The sequence below is a fragment of the Novosphingobium sp. NFX11 genome, from assembly GCF_057376415.1.
On sequence record NZ_CP080384.1, the window covers coordinates 78,961 to 103,054 of the forward strand.

The following is a 24,094-nucleotide window of genomic DNA, read 5'->3' on the forward strand; positions in this document are numbered from 1 at the left end:
GCTCGCAATGACGAGGTGGGGGTGCCAAACGGGGAGGGCGCCGCAAAGGCGCCACGAGGGATGCGAAAGACAAGTCTTATCATCGCCGGGCTGATGGCCTCGGCCTCGCCGGTTCTGGCCGAGGAAGCGCCCATCGTCGTCACCGCGCCGGGCGGCGCCATCGACCTCGACGAAGCGCGCGAAATCGACCCGCAAGCGCTCGACATCGCGGGCAAGCGCGATCTCGGCCGCGCGCTGGAACGCACCGTGCCGGGCCTGACGCTGGCCGAATCGACCGGCAACCCGTGGCAGGCAGCGATCACCTGGCGCGGGTTTTCCGCCTCGGCGCTGCAGGGCGCGGAGCAGGGGATGGCGGTCTACCTCGACGGGGTGCGCTTCAACCAGCCGTTCGGCGACGTGGTGCTGCTCGACGTGGTGCCCGAGATGGCGCTGGCGAACGCGCAGCTCAATGACGCCAACCCGGTGCTGGGCCGCAATGCGCTGGCGGGCTCGCTGCTGCTGACCACGCATGACGGGTTAAGCCTCTCCGGCCTGCGCCTGCAGGCGGACGTGGATACGGTCGGCAGCGTCGGCGGCAGCGCTTCGCTGGGGCTGGGGGACAAGGCCGACAACCTCCTGATCGTCGCCGAGGCGCGGCATGACGACGGCTGGCGCGTCGCCTCGCCCTCGACGCTCAGGCGCGTGTTTGCCAAGGGCGTCCACGATGCCGGGACATGGGGGATCGAGGTGCAGGGCCTCGCCGCCGACACCGACCTCACCGGCAACGGCGTCGCGCCGGTCGAACTGCTCGATGCCAAGTGGAACGCGGTGTTCACCACGCCCGACGTCACCCACACCCGCTTCGCGCGGCTGGTCGCCGCACCGTGGATCGCAGCGGGCGAGACCGGGCGCATCGAACTGCGCGCGCACTGGCAGACCCTCAACCGAAAGAGCGCCAACGGCGACCTCGCCGACTTCGGGCCTTGCGAGGACGATGCGGGTTACCTCTGTCTAGGTGACGACGACGAGTTCGAGGAGCCCTTGCTGGCCAACGGCGCCCGCGTGGTGAACGACCCGGCGGTGGACGACTACGCCGTGTTCAACCGCGGCCGCGAGCGCACCCGCAGCGGCGGCGCCATGCTGCAGTGGCTCGACGAGCGCGAGACCGGGAACGGCACTCGCCGCTTCGCCGTGGGCGCTTCGTGGGAACGCGCGCGCACCCGCTTCACCGCCACCACCGAACTGGGCGAACTGGAGGAGGACCGCTCGGTCGAGGGCCTCGGCCTGCTGCTGACCTCGGAAGAGGGCGGCATCACCCCGGTCGACGTCGTCACCCGCATGAGCGACCTGGCGCTTTTCGCCAGCGCCGAAGTTCCGCTGACCCCCGCGCTGACGGTCGAGGCCGGGGCGCGCTGGTCGCGCAACACGGTTAGACTGGACGACCGGCTGGGCGACGCGCTCGACGGCAGCCACCGGTTCAGCCGCCTCAACCCCTCGATCGAGTTCGATTATGCGCTGGGGGCGGATGTGCATGCGACGGCGGGCTTCGCGCTAACCAGCCGCAATCCGACGCCGGCGGAACTGTCCTGCGCCGATCCGGAATCGCCCTGCACGCTGGCGAATTTCTTCATCGCCGATCCGCCGCTCAAGGCGATGACTGCGCGCAACTGGCATGCCGGGCTCTCTGGCGGGAGAGGCGCGCTGTCGTGGCGGGTGAACGGCTGGCGGTCGGACACGAAGAACGACATTCGCATGATCGCCTCGGAAGTGCGCGGACGGGCCTATTTCGCCAACCTCGGCGAATCGCGGCGGCAGGGGATCGAGGCCTCGGCCGACTGGCGACAGGGCGGCTGGCGGCTGTCGGGAAGCTATGCCTTTACGGATGCGAAGTTCCGGCAGGATTTCGCGGCTTCGAGCCCCTCCAACCCCGAGGCGGACGAGGACGGTCTGGTCGAAGTCCAGCGCGGCGATCGCCTGCCGGGCGTGCCGCGCCATTTGGTGAACCTTTACGCAGGCCGGGCAGGCAGAGGCTGGGAACTGGGCTTGGCGATGCGCGCGCGCTCCGGGCAGGTGCTGGTCGGCGACGAAGGCAACGACAATGCGAAGACCCCGGCCTACGCGGTGTTCGACATGATGGGCCGGGTGGAAGTCGCGCCGGGGATCGAGCTGGCGGCGGAACTGCGCAACATGTTCGACCGGCACTACGTCACGATGGGCACGTTCTCCGAGATCGACGAGATCGAACTGGCCGAGGCGCCCGGTGCGGACAATCCGCGCGCCTATGCTCCGGGTGCGCCGCGCAGGCTGACGGTGTCGGTTCGGGCGCGGTTCTGAACTGCGCCTCGCCTACCTCGTCCTCACCCCCACCTCGTCATTGCGAGCGTAGCGAAGCAATCCAGGGCGGTTTGCGCGACCCTGGGTTGCTTCGCTACGCTCGCAATGACGAACGGCGGGAACCACCGGGGCGCCCTGCGTGCTACGCTACAACCTCGGCAGCAACCGCGCCTCAAGCCCCGGATAGAGATGCGAGACGCTGCGCTGCAATTCATAGCGCGCGGCCTTCAGTCCGGCGAACCGCGCGGGTATCGGCAGTTCTCCCGCCTCGGTCATGTCGAGCCCGTCCGACACCGCCTGCGTCAGCGCGGCCTCCAGCCAGTCCAGCCAGTCACGCGTCTGCGCGATGGCGCCGCCGTCCCGGTCCAGCGGCCCGTGCCCCGGCAGCAGCAGCCTATGCTGCACCGCCGTCAGCCGATCGAGCGCCGCCCGCCACTTCACCAGATCCGCATGCGGGGTCGAGGGCGCGCGGTCGTGGAACACGAGGTCGCCCGCCAGCAGCGTCCCCGTCGCCTCGTCGAGCAGCGCGAGATCACCCGCCGAATGCCCCTGCATCGCGAAGAGCCGGAACCTGCGCCCGCCGAACAGGGCCTCCCCTCCGCCACGTCGCCGAGCGGCAGGACGACATGGGTGCCCTTCATCCAGTCCGACAGCAGCCGGTACATGGCATCGGAGAATCCCTCGCCGTCGCGCTCCAGATCGGCGCGGGTGGCGGGCAGGGCGTGGACGATGGCGGGGTCGAAGGCCGCCGCCCCCAGCGCATGATCGGGATGCAGGTGGCTGACGTAGACCCGCCCCACCGCCTTGCCCGTCACCGCCTGCGCCAGCGCGCCGAGCGCCTTGCCATGCTCCAGCGAGACGCCCGGATCGAACAGCACCGCGCCCGCGTCGGTGGCGATGATGGCGCTGTTGGCGATCATGCCGCCGTTGTCGAACAGGATCGGCGCATCGGCGCCGCGCACCATCCACACGCCCTCGGCGACGGGCTCGGCCTTGGGGGCATAGGCTCCGGCGAAGGTCTCGGCGCGGGCGGCGACGGGCAGCGCCAGCGCGGCGCCGATCAGGCTGCGGCGGGTGAGGTTCACCTGGCTGCCAGCGTCGCGCTGCGCGGGGTGACCACGCCGTCGAACTCCAGCCCCGAACTGTCGCGCGCGGCGACCGTGAGCGGCCCCTTCGCATCGTCGACGATGAAGGTGAAGGCGGGGTCTTCGGCCACCGCTCCGAAGACCTGGAGGTCGGCGAGCGGGGTTCCGGCCGAGGAGGTCACGGTCACCCGCTCGATGTTGTAGGCGGCGATGTTCTCGACGAGGCCGGTGTCCATCGGGTGCCGTAACGTCACCCTGAGGCGCGTTTGAGTGCCGCCCAGTGCCCATGCCGCACCGTGCATTTCGCCGAGGTGGTCGGCCCAGTCGCCCTTCACCCGGCTGACCGGCGGGGCCGAGCAGCCGCCGCCCGCCGCATCGATCCAGTTCCCCGAGACGTGCCACACCCCGTCCGCCGTCAGCACCGCCGCGCGCACCGGGGTGCGCTGATCGAGCTTGATCCGCGTCGCCAGAAACGGCGCGGCGGCGCGGGGGCATAGTCCACCGCGACGGGAATCGGGTTGAGGTCGGCGAAGATCAGGATGCGCTTCACCTGTGGCAAGGCGCGCGCATCGACGGTGACGGGAAAGACGCGCTGGTTCTCTGCGATCTCGGGGATTTCGACCTTCACGGCAGGGTCGAAGCGTACCGTGGCGCCGCCGAACAGACGCTCGGCGTGATACTCCCACATCGGCGATTTCAACGGGTCTGCGGGCAGCGCGAAGGCGGCCGGGACCGGCGCGGCGAGGGTGGCGATGAGGGCCAGCAGGATCTTCTTGCGGATCATACCAAGGGCCAATGTAGGCCGGGCCTCGCCCGCGTCATATTGGACCTTGGGAGGAGCCATGGAACGCATCGGACGAAGGCTGGCGATAGGGCTGATTCTGGCCGGAATCTGCGCTCCGGCAGCGCGGGCCGCCGGCGATTTCGACGCAGATGGTTACCGCATTACTCGTTACCGCGCGCCGGTGGACCGGCTGCCCGCGCCCGCCCGCCGGATCGCGTTGGAGGACGCGCTCGGGCTGGACGAAGCGCTGTTCATCGACGTGCTTCCGGTCGAGTCCGGCCACCGTGACCCCGCGACCGGCCAGTGGCGCCTCAGCCAGCCGCACGAGACGGTGCCCGGCGCACTCTGGCACCCGGAAACGGGGCGCAGTCCGGTCGATCCGGTGCTCTGGCGCGGGCTGGAGCAGGCGGTCGCCGAGGCGCGTCGGCGGAGGCCGCGCCTGCCGGTGGTGCTGTTCTGCCGCACCGATTGCTGGATGGGCTGGAACGCCGTACGGCGTCTGGCGAAAGGCGGTGCGCGCCACGTCTACTGGCTCGCCGAGGGGATCGAGGGCTGGCATGCCGCAGGCCGCGCGCTGGTGCGGGCGGAGCCGGTGGTGGTGGCGCCGAGCTGACCGTCACCCACCATCGTCATTACGAGCGCAGCGAAGCAATCCACGGCGGTTTATGCGGCTCTGGATTGCTTCGCTGCGCTCGCAACGACGAACGGGGGTAAGAAAAACCCGCCCGCCGCTGGGTCGCGGCGGACGGGCCTCCTTGAGAGTCGGTCGTGAAACTCAGCGCTGCTTCTTGAGGTAGTCGATGATTTCCTTGCGCTTCGCCGCGTCCTTGAGGCCGGGGAAGCTCATGCGGTTGCCCGGCACCAGCGCGCGCGGATTCTCCAGCCACTTGTCGAGCGTGGCGTCGTCGAGCGTCAGGCCCGACTTCTTCACCGCGTCCGAGAAGGCGAACTTGCCTTGGCCCATCTTGTGGCCATAAGTGCCGAACAGGTTCGGGCCGAGCTTGTCGGGCGCGCCCTTGGCGGCGTTGTGGCATACCGCGCAGCGTGCGAACGAGACCGGCGGCGCGGCCGGAGCGGCGGGGGCGGCCTCTGCGGTCGAGGTCAGCGCGGCCTGCCCGCCCAGGCAGGCCACCAGCGCCAGCACTCCCGCAACGGCGAGGCCCATGCGCTTCTGCCTGATGTTCATGTCGTGTCTCCCGTTATGCCTGTCCTGTGGCCTGTCGCTTTCGCACGGGGCATGGCGGGTCGATATTGGACTTTGGACCGGGCCGGTATTCGACCAAGGGGCATCGTACGAAGCGGCATCGTACCAAGGGTCACTTGTCCGCCTCCGCCCCGCAGGCGCAGTCTGGCGCCGGGCAAAAGGGGGAGCGGACTTGCTGAACGAGCACGAACTGCGCCGCATGGTAGTGAGCGAGATGCACTTGCGACGCTGGCCTCTGGTCCGCGCGCCGGCGTCGATCGTGCAGTTCGTGCGGCTGCTCGATCCGGCCGATCGCGAGGAGGAACTGGCGGCGATGCGCGCGCTGCCCTCGGCCGGGCCGATAGAGCCGTGCAGTCGGCCTCGCCATCTTTCCGGGACCCTCGCGCCGGGGCTCGCCTTCACATGGGAGCGGCACAGCGAGGCGAGTACGACGACGCTGTTCGTGACCGGCGGCGCGGCGATCCGGCCTGCTCTCACCGATGCGCTGGCATGGGCGGGGAGCCTGCCGGGCAAGGTCATCCGCGCCTCGCGCGTGCAGCTGGTCGAGGATGAGGCGGCGGCGCTGGCGCTGCTGCCCGAACTGGGCTTCGCGGCGGACGACCTCGTCACCTGCTACATCGGCGATGCGCCCGGAGAACGGCAGGCGCGGATCTGGTCGGACTTCCGGCTGCGCGAGGACGGCTTCGGGGTGATTCTCGCGGCGGCGTGCGGGATGGCGCCCATTGGCGGGGGCGGTGCGCTCTCGCGCACGGTGCAGCGGCTGCAGGAGTTGGGCAACTACCGCAACCTCGCGCTGCTCGGCCTGCCTGTTGCGCGTGAGGGCTGGCGCGCGCTCGACCGGATCGAGGCAATGCTGGGCGAAACCAACCGCGCCGTCGCTCGCCCCGAAGTCACCGACGACGATCTGCTGGAGGACGTGACCCGCCTCTCGATGGAACTGGTGGCGCAGGCCAGCGCCTCCGACTTCCGCATGAGCGCCACCGCCGCCTACGCCACCATCGTCGAGGAGCGGCTGGCCGAACTCAATATCGCCGCGATCCCGGGGCAGGTCTCGCTGGCGGACTTCACCCAGCGCCGCTTCCTGCCCGCCGTGCGGACCTGCGCCGCGCACCGCCGCCGGGCCGAGCAGCTGTCGCAGCGCACGTCGCAGGCACTGGCGCTGCTGAGGGTGCAGATCGAGACGCAGATCGAGAACCAGAACGGCCTGCTGCTCGCCTCGATGGAGCGCAGCGCTTCGCGCCAGTTGCGCCTGCAACAGCTGGTTGAAGGGCTCTCGGTCGTCGCGGTGAGCTACTACGCGCTCGGCCTGATCGCCAAGATGCTGGAAGGGCTGGAGGAACTGGCACCGCGGATTCATGCGCATGTGGCGACCGCGCTGCTGGCTCCGCTGGTGCTTGCAGGGGTGTGGCTGGCCATCCACCGGATGAAGCGGCGGATACTCGGCCCGGATACTGGGGGCTGAGGAAGGAAAATGACGCTGGATGAAAATAATCTGCAAGACTCACTTGCCGGGTCCGGATTCGTGCGCTAGTGGCGCGCTCCTGCCCCGGAGCGGATGCAAATCCAGCTCCAAGATTTAGCGGTCGTGGCGGAATTGGTAGACGCGCAACGTTGAGGTCGTTGTGGGCGAAAGCCCGTGGAAGTTCGAGTCTTCTCGACCGCACCAGGCAGTATTCGAACAGCACTGATCATAGCCTTCGGGCTCCCCTCGCAAGAGGGGGATCAGCTGTTCGTGTGCCTCCTCTCTCTACTCGTCATTGCTTCGCTGCGCTCGCAATGACGAACGTGAGGGACTGAGCTGGGCACGGGCATCATCCCAGCCGATGCTCCGGAATCACCAGCGAAACCCGCAGGCCCGGCTGCGCATCGGCGAACTCCAGCGCCGCGCCGTGGGCTTGGGCGATCGCCGCGACCATGCTGAGGCCCAGCCCGTCGCCCGGTACGCCGCCCGAACCCTTGCCGCGATAGAACTGCTCGGTCACCCGCCTCGCTTCGTCCGCCGCAAGGCCGGGGCCGTCGTCGCGCACGCTGAGGTCCAGCCCTTCCGGCCGCCGCGTCGCTGAAATTTCGATCCGGCGACCCGCTCCGGCATGCTTGAGCGCATTGTCGAGCAGGTTCGACAGCGCCTGGAACACGAGGTCGAGGTCGAGATCGGCCACCAGAGGCCGCCGCGCCGAAAGCACCAGTTCGATTCCCAGCCGCTCGGCCTCGGGCTGGTAGAACTCGGCCAGATCCTCCAGTAGTTGCACCACGTCGGTGCGTTGCAGTTCGAGCGGATGGCGCCCGTTCTCCAGCCGCGAGATGCGCATCAGTGCGGAGAGGATCTGTTGCAGCCGGTTCGCCTCGACGATCGCGTCGGAGGCCGCCACGCGCATCGTCAGGTCGTCGCCCGCCGCCTGCTCCAGCCGTTCCAGCCGCCCGATCAGCCGCGCCAGCGGTGTGCGCAGTTCGTGCGCCGCGTTGTCGGAGACGCGCTGCACTGCCTGGAACAGCGTCTCGATGCGCGAGAGCATGAGGTTCAGCGTCTCGCCCAGCCGGTCGAAGTCGTCGCCGCTGCCGCGCACCTGCACGCGGCCGGTGAGGTCGCCTTCCATGACCTGCCGCGCGGTCAGTGTCACCGCCTCGATCCTGCGGCCGATGGCGAGGCTCATCAGCCAGCCGATGCCGAGGCCGAGCACCACCGTCACGCCGAAGATCCAGATCGCGGCGAAGTGCAGGATCTCGGCCTCGCTGGTCAGTTCCTCGACGTCGCGGCCGACCAGCAGCCGGGTGCCGTCGGGCAGCATCTGGTCGAGCACGAGCGCGTCGTAGTCGATCTCCACGCCGTCGACGAAAGTGTCGGCCTCGATCAGAGACATGCGTTCGATCGAACGGGCGGGCCAGCCGGGCAGGTTGGAGGTGACGACATGGCCTCCGGGGGCCAGCAGGGCGTGGAACGCCTTGGCACCGTCCGAATGCTGCGCGCGGCGGTCGAGTGCTTCAGCCGTGGCGCCGATCCCGTGGGCCTCCTCGATGGCGCGCAAGGTCTGCGCCTCGCGCTCGACCATGTGGCGGGTCTGGTCCATCGGCACGACCACGCGCAGCCAGTACCCGGCCCCCATCAGCAGAGCCACCGAGAGGCAGAACAGCCCCGCATAGATCAGCGTCAGCCGGAACGAGAGCGAGCGCAGCAGGCGGCTCATTCGGCTCTCAGGGTGTAGCCGACGCCGCGCACGGTGTGGATCAGGTCGGCCTCGCCCTCGGCGGTGATCTTCTGACGCAGCTTGCTGATGTGCTGGTCGATGATGTTGGTCTGCGGGTCGAAGTTGTAGTCCCACACGTTCTCCAGCAGCATCGTGCGCGTCACCACCCGCCCGGCATTGCGCGCGAGATAGGCGACGATGCGCAGTTCGCGCAGGGTGAGGGGGATGCGGCGGCCCGCGCGCGTCACCGTGTGGCCGCCGAGGTCGATCTCGAGGTCGGCCACGCGCAGCACGCTGGCCGCTTCCGCCACGGGTGCATTGCGGCGCGCCAGCGTTTCCAGCCGGGCGAGCAGTTCGGACATCGCGAAGGGCTTGGCCATGTAGTCGTCGCCGCCCGCCCGCAGGCCGCGCACGCGCTCGTCGACGTCGCCCAGCGCGGAGAGGATGAGCACCGGCGTCGCGTCGTCAGTGGCGCGCAGGGCGGCGAGCACCTTGAGCCCGTCCAGCGTGGGCAGCATGCGGTCGAGGATGATCGCGTCGTAGCACTCGCACGTCGCCCGCACGAGCGCGTCGCGGCCGTCGGCGCAATGCTCGACCACGTGCCCGGCCTCGCGCACGCCCGCCATGATGTGCGCCGCCAGCGCGGCATCGTCCTCGACCAGAAGTATCTGCATGTGGGGTGAGCCTTATCCCGGAGAGGGCGCGGCGTCGAGTTGGGGTGAGTGCGGCAGGGCGGCGTGGGCAAATTGCTGCGGTGGCTGTTTACGCCCCAAGGCCGTCGTTCATATACCATCGTCATCCCAGCGAAGGCTGGGACCGCTATGACCATGATGAGTGCTGTCGGCTGGGCACTGGGAGCTTCTCCCGCCTCGCCGAAACGCCGCGACATGACGATAGCGGTCCCAGCCTTCGCTGGGATGACGATCTGATTTTGAGACGGCAACTTGCCACCCTTTAGCGTCATTCCCGCGAAGGCGGGAACCCATCTCCCGAGCGTGCCTCTGGCATCGGCATCAGTTGGGCCCCCGCCCTCGCGGGGATGACAGAGATGGTTCTGGGGTGAACGTCAGTTCACCACATTTTCCGCCATTCGGGCTGTCGGACCGGCGACCCAACATGGGCAAATCTACATGAAGGCTCCACGGTCGCTCCACCTCGCTGCGGCAATGGGGCACGATGCCCCCAAAAACGCCCATTCCCGCATCCATGTTCTCGCCATCGGCGGTGCGCATCAGTTCGGCCATATCGTGCCGGTCGCCTGTGAACTTGCCCGCCGCCATCCGGGGCAGGTGCGCCTGTTCGTGTCGACCGAGGCCGAAGTGGCGGCAGCCATGGCCTATGCGACACAGGGTGCAGCGCCAGAGGTCGTCGTCATGCACTTGCCCGCCGCAGCCGCGCTGCTGCCGGCCTCGATGCACAAGTCCGCGCGCCTCACGCTCTGGGCGAAGCGGCTGCGCGATGCGGCGATGATCCTCTGCGCCGAGCGGACCTCCACCATGCTGAGGCGCCTGCCGGGGATTGCCCGCCGATCCTTCACATCCCTCACGGCGCGGGCGACCGCGCCGTGGGTTTCGAGCCGCGCTTCCGTCTGTTCGACCACGTTATGCTGGCCGGTCGCAAGGACCGCGACCGCCTCGTCGAAGCGGGCTTCCTGCGGCCGGAGGACTGCACCGTGACCGGCCCGGTCAAGCTGGCGAGCGTGCTGGGCGAAAGGCTGGGGGCGGGCAGGCGAGGCCGCCGCTGTTCGATAACGCCCGGCCGACGATCCTCTACAACCCGCATTTCTCGAAGAAGCTCTCCTCGATCGAGGCGTTCGGGCGGCGACTGATCGCGGCGGTGGCGGCGGACGGGCGCTACAATCTCGTCGTCGCGCCGCACGTACGGCTGGCCAAGCGCTGGTCGGCGGCGAAGCGGCGCGCGTGGGAGGCGCTGGCGATCCCGGGGCAGGTGATCGTCGACCTCGGCTCGGCGCGCTGCAACGACATGACGTATACGCTGGGCGCGGACCTCTACGTGGGCGACGTCAGCAGCCAGGTCTACGAGTTCCTCGTCCGTCCGCGCCCGTGTCTGTTCGTCGATGCGAAGGGCGTGGACTGGCGGGACAGCGAGGACTACGCGATGTGGCACTTCGGCGAGGTGATCGCACCGGACGCGGACCCCGTCGCCGCGATCGAGCGCGCCTTCGCCACGCACGGTGCCTACGTCCAGTGGCAGCGCGAACGCATGGCCTATACGATCGACGGCATCGCCTGGCTGGCTGACGGCATGCCGACGTTCGGTTCGCACTGCCCGGTGCAGGAGGCGGCTGACACGGTGGAACGGTTCGCGGGGCTGAGGCCGAAGGCACTCCCGGCGGTGGCCTGATCCCCGTCGGCGCAATCATCCACCTACCCCGTCATTCCCGCGAAGGCGGGAACCCATCTGATGCCTTCGCAACAGGCAATGTCAGGAGATGGGTCCCCGCCTTCGCGGGGATGACAGGATGTGTTCGCAGCCTTCCCAACAGACTTCGACGCACGCTGTGGACCTGCCTTCAGAATAGGAACATAATAAGAACATAATTCCCGATTCGTAAGGCCCGTCCCATGTCCCGCCCTCAGGCCCCCGCCTGTATCGAAGATCCGCCCCCGGGCACGCTCCCACGCCTCGCCCGGGCGCAGCTGCACGAGGTCCATGCGGCGGCCGAGGACTGGGCCTCGGCGCTGGCTTTCGCCTTCGGCATGGTGGACGCAGAGAAGGCGCGCCCCGTCCTCCTGCTGCGCCCCCGCCGCAAGGGCGCGGGTTTCGTGCCGTGCGGGGAGGGGCTGCGCGCGCTTGGTGTGGACCCGGCGCGGCTGGTGATCGTCGATGCCCGTAACGACGCTGCCCTGCTGCGCGCGGGGCTGGATGCGGCGCGCAGCAGCGGTCCGGCGGCGGTACTGATGGAAAGCTGGGGGCCGATGCGCGAATACGATCTCGTCGCCAGCCGCCGCCTGATCCTTGCGGCGGAAGGCTCGCGCATCCCGGTGGTGATCCTGCGCGGCGATGCCGAGCCGCGCTCCAGCGCCGCACACACCCGCTGGACGGTTTCCAGCGCCCCTCCGCCCCGCTGGAGATGCGCGCGCCCGGGGCAACGACGCTGCTCGTCGAACTCGTACGCAGACGCGGCGGCCCGGCGGGGCAGCGCTGGCGGCTGGAATGGAATGAAGACCATGGTGGTTTCCGCGAACTCCCCCTCGACACCCAGCCCGCCACCGAAGAGCGCGGGCCGCCGCTACCTGGCACTGTGGTTCCCCTTTCTGCCGTGCGAACGCGCGCGCCGCTCCGGCGTACTGCCTGACGGAGACGCCCCGCAGGCCCTCGTCGCGCGCGATGGGCAGGCGCTGCGCCTCGCTGCCGTGGACGCCACCGCGATGCGGCAGGGCCTGTCTTCCGGCATGACCCTCGCCGACGCGCGGGCGCGCAGCCCGGACCTTGCCACCGCGCCGCACGATCCCATCGCCGACGCGCGGGTGCTGGAGCAGCTGGCGGGGGCGATGATCGCCTTCACCCCGCTCGTCGCGCTCGATGCCCCCGATGGCCTGCTGCTCGACGTCACCGGCTGCGCGCACCTGTTCGGCGGCGAGGAGGCGCTGGTGCGCCGCGTGGTAAAGGAGGTCGGCCCGACTACCCGCCACGCCCTCGCGCCTCACTCTGCCGCTGCCCGTGCGCTTGCCCGCTTCGGTGGGAAGGACGACGTTCGCACCCTCCCGGTCGCCGCGCTGGAACTGGACGAGGGCGCGCTCTCCGGCCTGCGCCGCGCGGGGCTGGAGACGCTGGGCGACCTTGCCGCGCGGCCGATGGCGGGGCTGGCGGCGCGCTTCGGGGAGCTTGCGGTCAGCCGCCTGCGCGCCATTCTGGGAGAGACCGGCAGCCCGGTCATCCCCGTCCGCCTGACCGAGCCGATCCGGCTGGAGACGCGCTTTCCCGAACCGCTGGGCCGCACCGACGATGCGCTGGAGGTGGTCGAGGACATGCTCACGCAGGCCGGGCGCACGATGGAGCAGCGCCAGCTGGGCGGGCGGCGCTGGGCGGTCACGCTCCACCGCAGCGACAACCAGCGGCGGCGGCTGGTGGTGGAGACGGGCCTTGCGGTGCGCGATCCCGGCGCCGTCATGCGCCTGCTGCGCGAGCGGATCGACACCCTGTCCGACCCGCTCGACCCCGGCTTCGGCTTCGATGCGATCACCCTGGCGGTGCTCCACGCCGATCACCTGCCCTCGCGCCAGATCCTGCTGGAGAGCGGCAAGGAAGAAAACGCCGATAATGTTTCAGCGCTGGTGGACCAGCTCAGCGTGCGGCTGGGCGAGGACAGCGTGCGCCGCCTGATCCCGCGTGACCGCCACTTGCCCGAGAAGGCGCAGGCGCTGGTTCCTGCGCTGCGCCTGCGAGGCGCCCCATGGCCGGAGCCCGAAGACATGCCGCCGCGCCCACTGCTGCTGCTCGACCCGCCGCAACCGGTCGAGGTGATCGCCGGTGTCCCCGACAGCCCGCCCCAGCGCTTCCGCTGGAAGGGCCGCCTTCACGACGTCATTCTGGCCGAAGGGCCGGAGCGGATCGGCGCGGAATGGTGGCTGAAACGCGGCGGCCACATGCCCGGCGCGGCTGGCGAGACGCGCGACTACTACCGCATCGAGGACGGCGCGGGCCGCCGCTACTGGATCTTCCGCCACGGCCTGTTCAGCGAGAAGCCCGACCCGCGCTGGTACTTGCACGGCCTGTTCCCGTGAACTTCGCGGAACTCGTCACCGCCACCAACTTCAGCTTCCTGCGCGGCGCCTCGCCGGGGAGGAGATGGTTGGGCGCGCGCTGGCGATGGGCATGACCGGCATCGGCATCGCCGACCGCAACACCGTGGCGGGCGTGGTCCGCGCCCACCGGGCCTGGAAGGAGATGGGGCGGGCGAAAAGCGGGCTGCGCCTGCTCGTCGGCGCGCGGCTGGTCTTCGCGGACGGCACGCCGGACGTCGTCGCCTATCCGATGACCCGCCACGGCTGGGGCCGCCTGACGCGCCTGCTCACCGTGGGCAACCGCAAGGCGAAGAAGGGCGAGTGCGAGCTGCATCTGGCGGATTTGCTTGAATACGCGCAGGATCTCGCGCTGATCGTGATGCCGGGCAGTGGCGATACGGAAGAGACGTTGCTGGCCACTTTGCAGGCACTGGCCGTTCTCTCGCATCCCGCACTCGCATCCGTACCCACACCTCGTCATTGCGAGCGCAGCGAAGTAATCCAGAGCGGTTTACGCGGCCCTGGATTGCTTCGCTGCGCTCGCAATGACGAGGGAGGGGGCAGGACGAGGGCCTGAAAGCAGGTGAGCGTGAAGTAAGGCGCGGCGGTCAGGTCAAGCTCTGGCTCGCCGCCACGATGCCGCGCGCGGGCCGCGATGCGCGTCGGCTGGCGCAGCGCATGGCGCTGGCCGCCCGCGTGGGCGTGCCGCTGATCGCCACCAACGACGTGCTTTACGCTAGCCCTGAGGACCGCCCGATGCAGGACGTCCTCACCTGCATCCGCGAGGGGCTGACCGTCCAGACCGCCGGCCGCCGCCTCGCCGCCAATGCCGAGCGGCACCTCAAGTTCCCCGCCGAGATGGCCCGCCTGTTCCGCGCTTGCCCCGAGGCGCTGACGGCGACGCAGGACCTGATGGCCTGCGTGAAATTCACCCTCGACGATCTGCGCTATGAATACCCGCACGAACCGGTGCCCGAAGGCTGGGAGCCACAGCCGTGGCTAGAACACCTTACTCTGGAAGGAGCGAAAAAACGCTTTCCTGCTGGATTGCCGCCTGAATATCGCGAGAAGCTGGACGAGGAATTCGGCCTGATCCGAGACCAGAAGATCGCCTATTACTTCCTCACCGTCCACGACATCGTGCATTACGCGCGCGGTCTGAAAAAGCCTATCCTGTGTCAGGGACGCGGCAGCGCGGCGAATTCGCTGGTCTGCTACTTCCTCGGCGTGACCCCGATCGATCCGGTGAAGGAAAAGCTGCTGTTCACGCGCTTCCTTTCCACCGAGCGCGACGAGCCGCCCGACATCGACGTCGATTTCGAGCATTCCCGCCGCGAGGAAGTGATGCAGTACATCTACCGTCGCTACGGCCGCGACCGCGCCGGGATCGCCGCGACCACGATCTGCTACCGCCAGCGCAGCGCCATCCGCGAAGTCGGCAAGGTGCTGGGCATGAGCGAGGACGTCACCGCGCGGCTTTCGGGCACCGTCTGGGGCAGCTGGGGCGGCGACGAACTTCCCGAAACGCGGCTGACCGAGGCGGGCTTCGACCCCGGTAATCCGCAGGTCGAGCGTCTGCGCGACATGGTCGGGCGGCTGCTCAACTATCCGCGCCACCTGTCGCAGCACGTCGGCGGCTTCGTGCTGAGCGAAGGGCGGCTCGACGAACTGGTGCCGATCCACAATGCGGCGATGGAGGACCGCACGTTCATCGAGTGGGACAAGAACGATCTGGAATCGCTCGGCCTGATGAAAGTCGACATTCTGGCGCTCGGCATGCTGACTGCGATCCGCAAGAGCTTCGACCTGCTGCGCGATCATGGCCTGCGCGATCTGGAACTGGCCACCGTCCCGCAGGGCGACAAGCCGACGTACGACATGCTGTGCAAGGGCGACAGCATCGGCACCTTCCAGGTGGAGAGCCGCGCCCAGATCGCGATGCTGCCGCGCATGAAGCCGCGCATCCTCTACGATCTCGTCATTCAGGTCGCCATCGTGCGGCCGGGGCCGATTCAGGGCGGCATGGTCCATCCCTATCTGCGGCGGCGCACGGGGGAGGAGGAGGTGGTCTTTCCGGGGCCACCGGGAGAGATGGAGGATCTGCTCCACAAGACCATGGGCGTACCGCTGTTTCAGGAACAGGCGATGCGCCTCGCGATCGTCGCGGCGAAGTTCACGCCTGCAGAGGCCGACCGCCTGCGCCGCTCGATGGCCACGTTCCGGCGCAACGGTACGATCCACCAGCATCAGGAGAAGTTCGTCACCGGCATGGTGAAGCGCGGCTATCCGCAGGACTTCGCGGAAGGCTGCTTCAAGCAGATCGAGGGTTTCGGCGAATACGGCTTTCCCGAAAGCCATGCGCAGGCGTTCGGGCTGCTGGCCTATGTCTCGTCATGGCTGAAATGCCATTATCCGGCGGTGTTTACCTGCGCGCTGCTCAACAGCCAGCCGATGGGGTTCTATGCGCCCGCGCAGTTGGTCGCCGATGCGCGCCAGCACGGGGTGGAGGTGCGGCCCATCGACATCGCCGCAAGCTGCTGGGACAACACGCTGGAAGGCGAGCGCATCCTGCGTCTTGGCCTCAGGCAGATCGGCGGGTTCAAGGAGAACTGGGCCGAGGCGCTGGAGAAGGCCCGCAAGATCGCCCCCATCGCCAGCCTCGAAGATGCCGCGCGCCGGGCGAACCTGCCTTCGCGCGCCTTGCGGCTGCTGGCGGATGCCGATGCGCTCGGCTCGCTGGGGCATAGCCGGCGGCAGGCAGGGTGGGAGGCGCGGCGGGTTCCGGCGGTGCAGCTGCCGCTGTTCGCCGCGCTCGATGCGCCCGAACTGGCGAAGGAGCCCGACGCCGCGCTCCCGGCGATGGCGCCGTCCGAGGAAGTCGTGGCGGATTACCAGACGCAGCGGCTATCGCTGAAGGGCCACCCGATGCAGTTCCTGCGCGCGCATTTCGAAGGGCAGGGTGCGCTGACTTGCGCTGGGGTCAACGCCGCGCGCGACGGGCTCAAGGTGCGCGTCGCCGGCGTGGTGCTGATCCGCCAGCGGCCGGGCAAGGGCGACGCGATCTTCATCACGATCGAGGACGAGACCGGCGTGGTCAACGCGCTGCTGTGGGCGCGCGAGTTCGAGAAGCAGCGCCGCGCGGTGATGGCCGCCCGGCTGATGGTGATCGACGGCGAAGTGCAGCACAGCAAGGAAGGCGTCGTCCACCTGATGGTCGATCGCGTGACCGATGCCAGCGAGGCGCTGTCCCGCCTCTCCGCGCCGCCCGCGCTGAAGCCGGAGCCGATGCCGGGCGATGCGGTGCGCCATCCGGTCTATGATCCGAACCGCCCCACCTCGGGGAATGCGACACGCGGCCACCCGCGCAACGTGCGCATCCTGCCGCGCTCCCGCGACTTCCACTAAGCCGCCCACCCTCGTCATTGCGAGCGCAGCGAAGCAATCCAGGGTAGTTTGACGCCGCCCTGGATTGCTTCGCTGCGCTCGCAATGACGGACTGGGCTCAGTAGATGTCCCGCAGATAGCGGCCGCCCTCGGCCATTTCCTCCAGCAGCGCATCGCCGAGCACGGCCCGCAGCGCCGCATCGACGGCGGGCGCCATGCCCAGCAGGCTGCCGCAGACGAGGATCGTGGCCCCGTCCCCTACCGCTTCGCGCAGGGCGTCGGCAACTTGCGGGATCACCTCCTGCACGTAGCGGCCGCAATCGGGATCGCGCGACCAGGTGCGCTCCAGCCGCGCCAGCGTGCCGTCCGTCAGCCAGCCTCGCAGCTCGGCGTCGAGGAAGGCATCGTGCTCCCGCGAACGCTCGCCCAGCAACAGCCAGTGACCGGCGCTTCCGGCAGCCGCCGCCTGCCGCAGGTGGCCGCGCAGGCCCGCGAGGCCAGTGCCGTTGCCGATGAGGATCAGCTGGCGCTGCTCTTCGGACACGCGGAAGCCGGGGTTGGCATGGAGCCGCAGCGCGATCTCCGTCCCCAGCGGCGCATGCGCGGTCAGCCAGCCCGAACCGAGGCCGAGGTTGCCGTCCTCGCGGCGGACCTGCCGGATGATCAGTTCGATGCGCCCATCGGTCGGGATCGAGGCGATCGAGTATTCGCGGTGCGGCAGCGGGCGCAATCCGGCGACGATCTCCTCGGGCGTCCTTGCGAGGGCTTCAGGCAGTACGGATTGGCCGATGTGGGCGGCCAGAGTGCGGTTGTGGACTTCCTGAGTGCCGTTGAGTGCCGCTGTGTGCAGCAGCGCCGAGACCGCCGCCGGATCGTTGCATGGGCGGATTTCCGCGATGTCTCCGGCCTGCCATTCAAGCGTTTCCCCGTCCAGCGGCTCAAGCACGACGAGGAATGCCGGACCGCCCTGACTGCCCGGATTGAGCAGTTCCCGCCCGGCCAAACGCCAGCGCCCGTAGCGCGCCGGGGCGAAGTCCGCCGCCATCGGATCGGCGCCGAGCGCGGTCAGTTGCTGCTGCCATTGACGCTCGGCATCGACGTCCTCGCCATCGATCTCGATCGTGTCGAACAGGCGGCGTCCTCCGCCCGCGTGAAGCCAGCGATCGACCTCGTGCCCGAAGGCGCAGAACTGCGGATATTCGCGGTCTCCGAGCGCAAGGACGGCATAATCGAGGTCCTGCGTGACGGGCGGCGAAGCCATTGTTTCCCGCGCGAAACGGCGGGCGCGGTCGGGCGGCTCGCCTTCGCCATACGTGCTGACGACGAAGAGCGCGCGGCGGGTTTCTGCCAGCACCGCGCCATCGATCGACGACAGCGGCAGCACTTTCGCACCGCCCAGAACCGCCGCCGTCTGCCGGGCCAGCCGCTCTGCGCCGCCGGTTTGGCTGGCATAGGCGACCAGCATGTCGCCGGTGTCCGCCGCGTCGTTGGCGACCAGCCCCTCGACTTGCGCCAGTGCGCGCTTGCGGCGCCGCCGGGCGATGTAGAGCAGCAGCCCGGTGACGGTGAACAGCGGCATGGCAAGGCTGGTCACGAAGATGGCGATGCGGCCGGGAAGCCCGAAGATGGCGCCGCGATGGACCTCGAACATGCTCGTCGCGACGACCTTGCCGAGCGCGCGGTCGGCATAGCGGTCGGCTTTGAGCAGGCGTCCGTCCGCAAGGTCGATGCTGAGATTGTCAGTCATGCGGTCATGCCGTGCGCCAGCCAGAAGTACGCGGAACGTCGCTTTTCTGCCACTTTCGGGCAGGTTCACCGAGACCGAATCAAAGTGTCCGCCGGTCTCGCGCTCCACCGTCTGCCACGCCCGGGCGAGCAGCAGGGCAGGTTGCGGTTCCGCTTCGTCCTTGTTCGCCCCGCCCTCGCGCTCCGCCGAACCGGTAAGCACGATCTGCGCGCCTTCGCGATACCATTCGTAGGACCACCATAGCCCGGTGAGCGCGCTCAGAAGGTAGGCGATCACCACCCAGCTGCCGATGATCACGTGCAGTTCGCGGTAGAGGTTGCGCCCGCTCTTGCGCCAGTCGAGCACCAGCCAGGCGCGCCAGTCCAGCGCGCGCCGGGGCCAGCGCAGATAGAGCCCGGACAGGGCGAAGAAAATCAGCGCGATCGTCGAGAATCCGGTGATCTGGCGACCCCAGCCCTTCGACCCGCCGGGCAGGGCGAGCCAGCGGTGGATGTCCTCCACGGTACGGAAGAACCCGGCGCCGACCGGCTGGCCAAGCAGGCGGCCGTCACGCGGGTCGACGTAGCTGCGCTCGCCGCGCCGCTCGCCAGGTTCGGGTGCGAACTGCACCTGCCAGGCGCGTGTCGGGTCGGCTTCTACGGTGAGCCGCTCAACCTTCAGTCCCTGACGAAAGGCGGAGGCGCGGCCAATCACCGTGTCGGGCGAAAGTGCGGGATTACGGCTCGTTCCGGAGAGTCACGATGCCCGGGCTGAGCACGCGCATGATCTCGTTCTCGAAGCTCAGGGTGGCTCCGGTAAGGCCCATCGCGGCTAGTACGAGGCCTGCGGTGATGCCCAGGAACCAATGGATCTGGAACAGAATTCTGCGCGTCACTTCGACCATGCCCCCTATGCGGGGCACGCGGACCGGCGCTCCCCCTGGAGAAAGCACGTGCCGGTTGGCATTGCGGGCTTTCGTTTCCTCTCGTGCCGCCTTCGCTAATGCGACCCAATTGCAATTTCAAGTAATTTTGGCGCTTTTACGCGGCTTTCCGTTTGGCGGTCGAACGCTCGGACCAGGCGGCGGACGGGCATTTCGTTCGCCCGAGAAGAGCTTGGCGGCGCTCGAGATACCGCAGCGGGACATAGGCGTCCTGCCGGGCGATGGCGCGCAAATGCTGGATTTTCAGCAGCAAAACGACCGCTCCCGCAGTAACCACGCAGGCTTGCCAACGCATATCATCCAGACTGCCGAATTTCGCAGCGTGCAGACATTCCAGCAGGGTCGTGAAGGCGAGGAGCGTGCCGACGAGGTCCGCAGTCCGGATTTTCGGCGCCGCCATGGTCAGGATGCACAGGCTCACGACGAAACCGGCGGCGGCGGCTGAGGCTGAGCAGTCCATCTGCAGCACCGCCCAGGCGAGACCTCCGGGGCAAAGGGTGTTGCGGCTCGGGCCGCGATTACCAGATGCCGTGGCGTGATTGTGGGAAAGCTCATGGCTTGTCCCTACCCGCGAATTCTGAAGATCGGGTTTAGTACCCGAATCCTCTTCCAGCTGCTGCAGCATCTTTGAAAACTGTGCGCCTCGACCCGCTTGTGAGGCCGTGCTAGAAACCTGCGCAGGTATTTATTGGACTGGTATTACGACGTTGCATGGCGGGAACTGCTGATCATGGCGGGTGATGACCCGAGGGAAGAGGGCGGCGTTGCCCCGCAGTCGCCCGCTTCGTCGGATGTCAGGCCGCATGCCGTGCAGGTCGGGGCGTCGCCGATCGCCTGGAAATGGTGGCTGTTGGCTGGCCTGTTCAGTCTGGCGATGTGGGCAGGGATCGTTGCACTCTCCACCTGATCGCGAATGGTGGATCGTTCGATTCTTTCGTGCAGGATGGCCTCTACCCGATCGAGCCAGAGCTTTGGCGTCAAGGCAAGTACGCGGGTTTTTGCATAGCCCGCTTCGCTCATTTCCCGAGTGGCTCTATCGTCTTGCATCAGGCGCCGGATGGCGGCGGCAAAGCCCGACGTATCCCTTGGATCAACCGAGATTCCGGCTCCGCGATCGACGATGTCCTGAGCGAGCAGGGCGGTTTCGGCAAGAATGACCGGCAGCCCGCTCCATGTCGCCTCGATCGCGACGAGTCCAAAGGGTTCCGGATAGCGGCTCGGCATCACCAGCATCCGCGCGCGGGCCGCGATTTCGCTGATCTGTGCGGGGAGCGCCGCCCCAGAAGACGGGCATGCGGGTGTAGCGCGGCGACGTGATCGGCGAGTGGGCCTTCGCCGATCACGGCCAATGGCGCACCGGCCATCGCCGCTGCTTTCGCCGCAAGGTCTACGCCCTTGGTCTCTTCCAGCCGTCCGACGAACAGCACCTCGCGGTTGTGTTCTGCCGGAATCCGGTTGCGGGAAAAGGGGATGACCGGATTGGGCAGCGGAACGATAGCATCGTCCGGAATACCGCTTCGCTTTAGAAAACCTCGCATATTCTCATGAATCGCGAGTATCGGCGGAGAAGATCGCGGACGAAAGGCCTGGCGGTGGATTGCCTGACGCGCGCTGCGCCACGCCTTTTGCAGCGCGCCGTCGCGATCGCAGGGCGTGACGAGGCAGGCCCGGGACAATGGCATGTGCGGACAAACTTCCCCGGATCTGAGCCAGGCAAAAGCGCCGTTCGGACATGCGAGGAAGAAGTCGTGAGCGGAAATGACCAGCCTGTCGCGTACCGAAGCGAGGGCTCCGAACACGGCAGGCGATAGGATCTGTGCCCAGCCGTGGAGATGATAGACGGTTCCCGGTGTGTCGTTGGTGGCGATCCAGTCTCTGACCATGACCTGTGCGGCCCGGTTCCAGAGGCCGGTCACCATTGCCCGCGCGCGTCCGCCTGCCGTGAGCCGCTTCTGGCTAAGCGGCACCACATCTACTCCAGCGGTGGTCAATGCCGAGCTGATACCATCGTCACCGGTCATGAAGGTGACCCGATGGCCGCGCCCGGCAAGGCCGCAGGCTGCCTCGACTGCAAGCTTGCTAGCGCCGCCTTTGGGGTCGCTGAGATCGTTGATCTGGACGATGCGATCGATCACTGTACGGTGCTTGCTGCACAGTCCATCGCGGCTTGCAGATTAGCTGCAAATGCGCGGATTTCAGCCCTTGCGCGGGCTATGAGGAAGGATGCGTCGAAACGGTCGGCGATTGCCGCGGCGGTACGCGCGCCCAGTTCCTCGGCTGCGACCTCGGCCGGGTCCAACATGTGTTTGGTGCGTCCGGCAAGCTGGAAGAAACTGTCCAGCTTTTCGTCCCAGCGCAACCCCACCGAAGGGACACCGAAGGAGTGGGCCGCGATGCATGCGTGCATCCTGTGGCCGACGATGGCGTCGCAGCCTGACACCAGCGCGGTAAGGTCGGCAGGTGTGTCGAAGGATCGTCCAAGCACAACCGGGCCTTTGGCGTAGCGGACCCAGGGATGAAGTCGGCGGTGCAGGTACTCGCGGTCTTCGGGGCTGCCGTTGGTGAACAGGACGACCTCGAAGCCGTGCTCCACCAGCGACCGAAGCGCGGCCGGATACCAATGCTCCAGATTGGCGCTGTAAGCCGGGTCGCTGTGATAGCGCACTGCCAGTGGATCGGTGATGCACACTCCGACCTTACGGGCACCGGGCTGGCGCAGGCTTTCCGGGTAGTGGCAACTGGCGAGTATTCCGGGGTCGACCGATAGGTGCGGGGGACGGATTGCCTGGCCGGTGAAGTGCTTTTGCCAGGCACGTTGCGAGGCCGCGTCGCGTACGGAGGCCCAGATCGGCCGAGCCTGCTTCAGTGCCTGCGTGAAGATCTCGCAAGCCTCGGCGCGACCAATGCGATGACACGCCGACGGCGTAGATCGCCACGGGCAATCCAAGCCGGTTCGCCTGCGCCAGTGCTCCTGCAATCTTCATCGGGAAGTTGAGATCGGCGTCGGTGAGGAGGTTGCCTCCGCCCACGACGACCGCCTCGGCGCCTTCGAGGCCGTCCCTGTAGTGTCGCTGCAGTTGCAGCGCGAGAAAGAGGCGAAGCATGGTCCAGGTCGTGAAACGGCGCAAACCAGTCGGTAGCTGTTCGAGGAGCGCGAGTGCGATGCCGCGCATCCGGCCATGTCCGGATGGATAGGAATTGCGCCCGGCAAGATCCACGGAGACGACTTTGGAGCCCGACAGTGCCCGTGCGAGTTCTCGTTCCAGGCATTCGTTCAAGAGCCCGTCGCCGAGGTTGGGACTGTACTTCACATTCAGCAGCACGATCCGCGAGAGCGCGCGGACCTGACCCCGCACGCGGTCATCCGGTGAGGTGGCCTGGCAGATCGCGGTGGGGCTGGCATGCATGCGTGAGAGGCTCCATCGCGCGGCCCAACAAGGTCCGGCAGACGGGAACGCCTAACAGAACGCACCTGAGCTGCGCAGATGGTGAATGGATTTTAACGATGAAGTGAGTGGCGGGCGTTTTATCGTCCGGACAAGGCCAAGTAATCGCCAGGTATCGGATCAAATCCGAAGCCATTCTTTTGCACGAATTCGGCATTTGCCGAAATGGATTACGAGGAAGCGTCGGTTGCCCAGCATCCATGTCGTGATCGCAACCATAGGCCGCGCGCAAGTGGTACGGCAGACGGTCGATATCCTTGCTGAGCAGACGCGCCATGCCGACGAAATCCTTGTCGTCACTGTAGGGCCGGAAGATGTCGCGGGAATTGACCAGGCACGAAGCAAGGCCCGGGTGCTGTTTTCGGAAAAAGGGCTCTGTCGTCAGCGCAACCGGGCGTTGGATGAGTTGCAGGACGCAGCCGACATCATCGTGTTTTTCGACGACGATTTCGTCCCTGCCGCCGACTACCTCGCCCATGTCGAGGCGCTGTTTGACGCCCATCCCGATATGGTCGGCATAACCGGCGAACTGTGTGCAGACGGCGTGCTGCATGGCGGCTTCACGGTCGAGGAGGCCAGGGCGATCCTGGCGAGTCGCTCTGAAGCGCACGCGCCGATGCGGCACCGGCATGAGCTCTACGGTTGCAACATGGCCATTCGCATGAGCGCGGCGCGGGGCATGCGTTTCGACGAGAACCTGCCGCTCTATGGTTGGCAGGAGGACATCGACTTTACCAACCGGCTCGGGCGGAAGGGGCGGCAAGTCTCGACAGGCGCGGTGACCGGCGTGCACCTTGGCGTCAGCGCGGGGCGTACGTCTGGCAAGCGGCTCGGCTATTCGCAGGTTGCAAATGTGGTCTACCTCCAACGCAAGGGGACGATGCGACGCGACTTCGGCAATCGCCTGATGATGCAGAACCTCGTATCCAATGCGTGGCGCAGTTTACGGCCGGAGCCGTTGATCGACCGGCGTGGCCGCCTGCTGGGCAACATGATCGCGATCCTCGATTGCCTGCGCGGACGGGTTGATCCTCGCCGGATCCTCGAAATGTGAGCGCGCTGACTTCATCCTTCGATACGGCGGGCCTAGATACGACAGGCAAACGTTCCGGCGATCACGTACGGCGGCAGGTCTTCGTTTGCGGCGACCTGAAATTGCTGTTGCAGAATCTCGCCCTGACCGATGGGCGTGGCGGGATCGTGCGCCGTTGGGCGCCGCTTCCGGCGCAAGTAGAGCGGCAGGTGGCGGAGGCCGGCGGAGAACTGTTTTCCGGCCGCG

The 24,094-nt window shown here is 67.8% G+C and carries 17 protein-coding genes, 1 tRNA gene and 3 pseudogenes; 9 read left to right on the forward strand and 12 right to left on the reverse strand.

Annotated features, from left to right (window positions below; translation table 11 throughout):
* Nucleotides 1-60: 60 nt before the first annotated feature.
* Nucleotides 61-2,313, forward strand: a complete 2,253-nt coding sequence (locus tag KZO24_RS00430) for a TonB-dependent receptor (RefSeq protein WP_271180899.1) — start codon at nucleotides 61-63, stop codon at nucleotides 2,311-2,313.
* 147 nt (nucleotides 2,314-2,460) lie between these two features.
* Here the strand turns inward: KZO24_RS00430 and KZO24_RS00435 are convergent.
* Together KZO24_RS00435 and KZO24_RS00440 are read right to left on the reverse strand one after the other, a co-directional pair.
* A pseudogene (locus KZO24_RS00435) lies at nucleotides 2,461-3,398 on the reverse strand (quinoprotein relay system zinc metallohydrolase 1).
* Nucleotides 3,395-4,182, reverse strand: a pseudogene (locus KZO24_RS00440) (quinoprotein dehydrogenase-associated SoxYZ-like carrier). Before KZO24_RS00440 ends, KZO24_RS00435 begins: the two co-directional pseudogenes overlap by 4 nt.
* A gap of 58 nt (nucleotides 4,183-4,240) precedes the next feature.
* On the opposite strand from KZO24_RS00440, the gene KZO24_RS00445 reads away from it, so the two are divergent.
* Nucleotides 4,241-4,795, forward strand: coding sequence for a rhodanese-like domain-containing protein (locus tag KZO24_RS00445; protein WP_271180902.1), 555 nt, complete (start codon nucleotides 4,241-4,243; stop codon nucleotides 4,793-4,795).
* Between the two features lie 162 nt (nucleotides 4,796-4,957).
* Here the strand turns inward: KZO24_RS00445 and KZO24_RS00450 are convergent, their stop codons facing one another.
* A complete protein-coding gene (locus KZO24_RS00450; RefSeq protein WP_271180903.1) occupies nucleotides 4,958-5,368 on the reverse strand; it encodes a c-type cytochrome in 411 nt (136 codons plus the stop codon).
* A gap of 190 nt (nucleotides 5,369-5,558) precedes the next feature.
* On the opposite strand from KZO24_RS00450, the gene KZO24_RS00455 reads away from it, so the two are divergent.
* Together KZO24_RS00455 and KZO24_RS00460 are read left to right on the forward strand one after the other, a co-directional pair.
* The gene (locus KZO24_RS00455) at nucleotides 5,559-6,848 is read left to right on the forward strand and encodes a DUF3422 family protein (RefSeq protein ID WP_486486701.1); all 1,290 of its coding nucleotides are present in this window, start codon (nucleotides 5,559-5,561) and stop codon (nucleotides 6,846-6,848) included.
* Nucleotides 6,849-6,965: 117 nt separating this feature from the next.
* Nucleotides 6,966-7,052, forward strand: a tRNA-Leu gene (locus tag KZO24_RS00460).
* Between the two features lie 145 nt (nucleotides 7,053-7,197).
* Here KZO24_RS00460 and KZO24_RS00465 read toward each other — a convergent pair.
* Both KZO24_RS00465 and KZO24_RS00470 read right to left on the reverse strand, forming a co-directional pair.
* Entirely contained in the window at nucleotides 7,198-8,568 is a 1,371-nt protein-coding gene (locus KZO24_RS00465; protein WP_271180905.1) for a sensor histidine kinase, read from the reverse strand.
* Nucleotides 8,565-9,242 carry a response regulator transcription factor gene (locus KZO24_RS00470; protein ID WP_271180906.1) on the reverse strand — a complete coding sequence of 226 codons (678 nt, stop codon included), beginning with the start codon at nucleotides 9,240-9,242 and terminating at the stop codon, nucleotides 8,565-8,567. The genes KZO24_RS00465 and KZO24_RS00470 overlap by 4 nt, the downstream gene beginning before the upstream one ends.
* Before the next feature lie 456 nt (nucleotides 9,243-9,698).
* On the opposite strand from KZO24_RS00470, the gene KZO24_RS00475 reads away from it, so the two are divergent.
* The 4 genes and pseudogenes from KZO24_RS00475 (at nucleotide 9,699) to KZO24_RS00490 (ending at nucleotide 16,721) form a co-directional block, all read left to right on the forward strand.
* The gene (locus KZO24_RS00475; RefSeq protein WP_486486702.1) at nucleotides 9,699-10,244 is read left to right on the forward strand and encodes a hypothetical protein; all 546 of its coding nucleotides are present in this window, start codon (nucleotides 9,699-9,701) and stop codon (nucleotides 10,242-10,244) included.
* A gap of 160 nt (nucleotides 10,245-10,404) precedes the next feature.
* Nucleotides 10,405-10,932, forward strand: a complete 528-nt coding sequence (locus KZO24_RS00480) for a hypothetical protein (protein WP_486486703.1) — start codon at nucleotides 10,405-10,407, stop codon at nucleotides 10,930-10,932.
* A 221-nt stretch (nucleotides 10,933-11,153) separates the two neighbouring features.
* Nucleotides 11,154-13,316 carry a Y-family DNA polymerase gene (locus KZO24_RS00485; protein ID WP_486486704.1) on the forward strand — a complete coding sequence of 721 codons (2,163 nt, stop codon included), beginning with the start codon at nucleotides 11,154-11,156 and terminating at the stop codon, nucleotides 13,314-13,316.
* Nucleotides 13,313-16,721: pseudogene (locus tag KZO24_RS00490) on the forward strand (error-prone DNA polymerase). The gene KZO24_RS00485 and the pseudogene KZO24_RS00490 overlap by 4 nt, the downstream one beginning before the upstream one ends.
* 97 nt (nucleotides 16,722-16,818) lie before the next feature.
* Here the strand turns inward: KZO24_RS00490 and KZO24_RS00495 are convergent.
* The 7 genes from KZO24_RS00495 to KZO24_RS00525 form a co-directional block, all read right to left on the reverse strand.
* Nucleotides 16,819-19,140 (reverse strand): PepSY domain-containing protein, encoded by a 2,322-nt coding sequence (locus KZO24_RS00495; RefSeq protein ID WP_486486705.1) that lies wholly within the window; start codon nucleotides 19,138-19,140, stop codon nucleotides 16,819-16,821.
* 22 nt (nucleotides 19,141-19,162) lie between these two features.
* Nucleotides 19,163-19,348: a PepSY domain-containing protein gene (locus KZO24_RS00500; RefSeq protein ID WP_486486706.1), complete on the reverse strand. Its 186-nt coding sequence runs from the start codon at nucleotides 19,346-19,348 to the stop codon at nucleotides 19,163-19,165.
* A gap of 118 nt (nucleotides 19,349-19,466) precedes the next feature.
* Nucleotides 19,467-19,994, reverse strand: a complete 528-nt coding sequence (locus KZO24_RS00505; RefSeq protein ID WP_486486707.1) for a hypothetical protein — start codon at nucleotides 19,992-19,994, stop codon at nucleotides 19,467-19,469.
* Nucleotides 19,995-20,068: 74 nt separating this feature from the next.
* Entirely contained in the window at nucleotides 20,069-20,593 is a 525-nt protein-coding gene (locus tag KZO24_RS00510) for a glycosyltransferase (RefSeq protein ID WP_486486708.1), read from the reverse strand.
* Nucleotides 20,593-21,504 carry a glycosyltransferase gene (locus KZO24_RS00515; protein ID WP_486486709.1) on the reverse strand — a complete coding sequence of 304 codons (912 nt, stop codon included), beginning with the start codon at nucleotides 21,502-21,504 and terminating at the stop codon, nucleotides 20,593-20,595. The genes KZO24_RS00510 and KZO24_RS00515 overlap by 1 nt, the downstream gene beginning before the upstream one ends.
* Nucleotides 21,501-22,151 carry a polysaccharide pyruvyl transferase family protein gene (locus KZO24_RS00520; RefSeq protein WP_486487196.1) on the reverse strand — a complete coding sequence of 217 codons (651 nt, stop codon included), beginning with the start codon at nucleotides 22,149-22,151 and terminating at the stop codon, nucleotides 21,501-21,503. Before KZO24_RS00520 ends, KZO24_RS00515 begins: the two co-directional genes overlap by 4 nt.
* Nucleotides 22,066-22,776 carry a hypothetical protein gene (locus tag KZO24_RS00525; protein ID WP_486487211.1) on the reverse strand — a complete coding sequence of 237 codons (711 nt, stop codon included), beginning with the start codon at nucleotides 22,774-22,776 and terminating at the stop codon, nucleotides 22,066-22,068. The genes KZO24_RS00520 and KZO24_RS00525 overlap by 86 nt, the downstream gene beginning before the upstream one ends.
* 226 nt (nucleotides 22,777-23,002) lie before the next feature.
* On the opposite strand from KZO24_RS00525, the gene KZO24_RS00530 reads away from it, so the two are divergent.
* Nucleotides 23,003-23,869 carry a glycosyltransferase family 2 protein gene (locus KZO24_RS00530; protein ID WP_486486710.1) on the forward strand — a complete coding sequence of 289 codons (867 nt, stop codon included), beginning with the start codon at nucleotides 23,003-23,005 and terminating at the stop codon, nucleotides 23,867-23,869.
* Nucleotides 23,870-24,094: the final 225 nt, after the last annotated feature.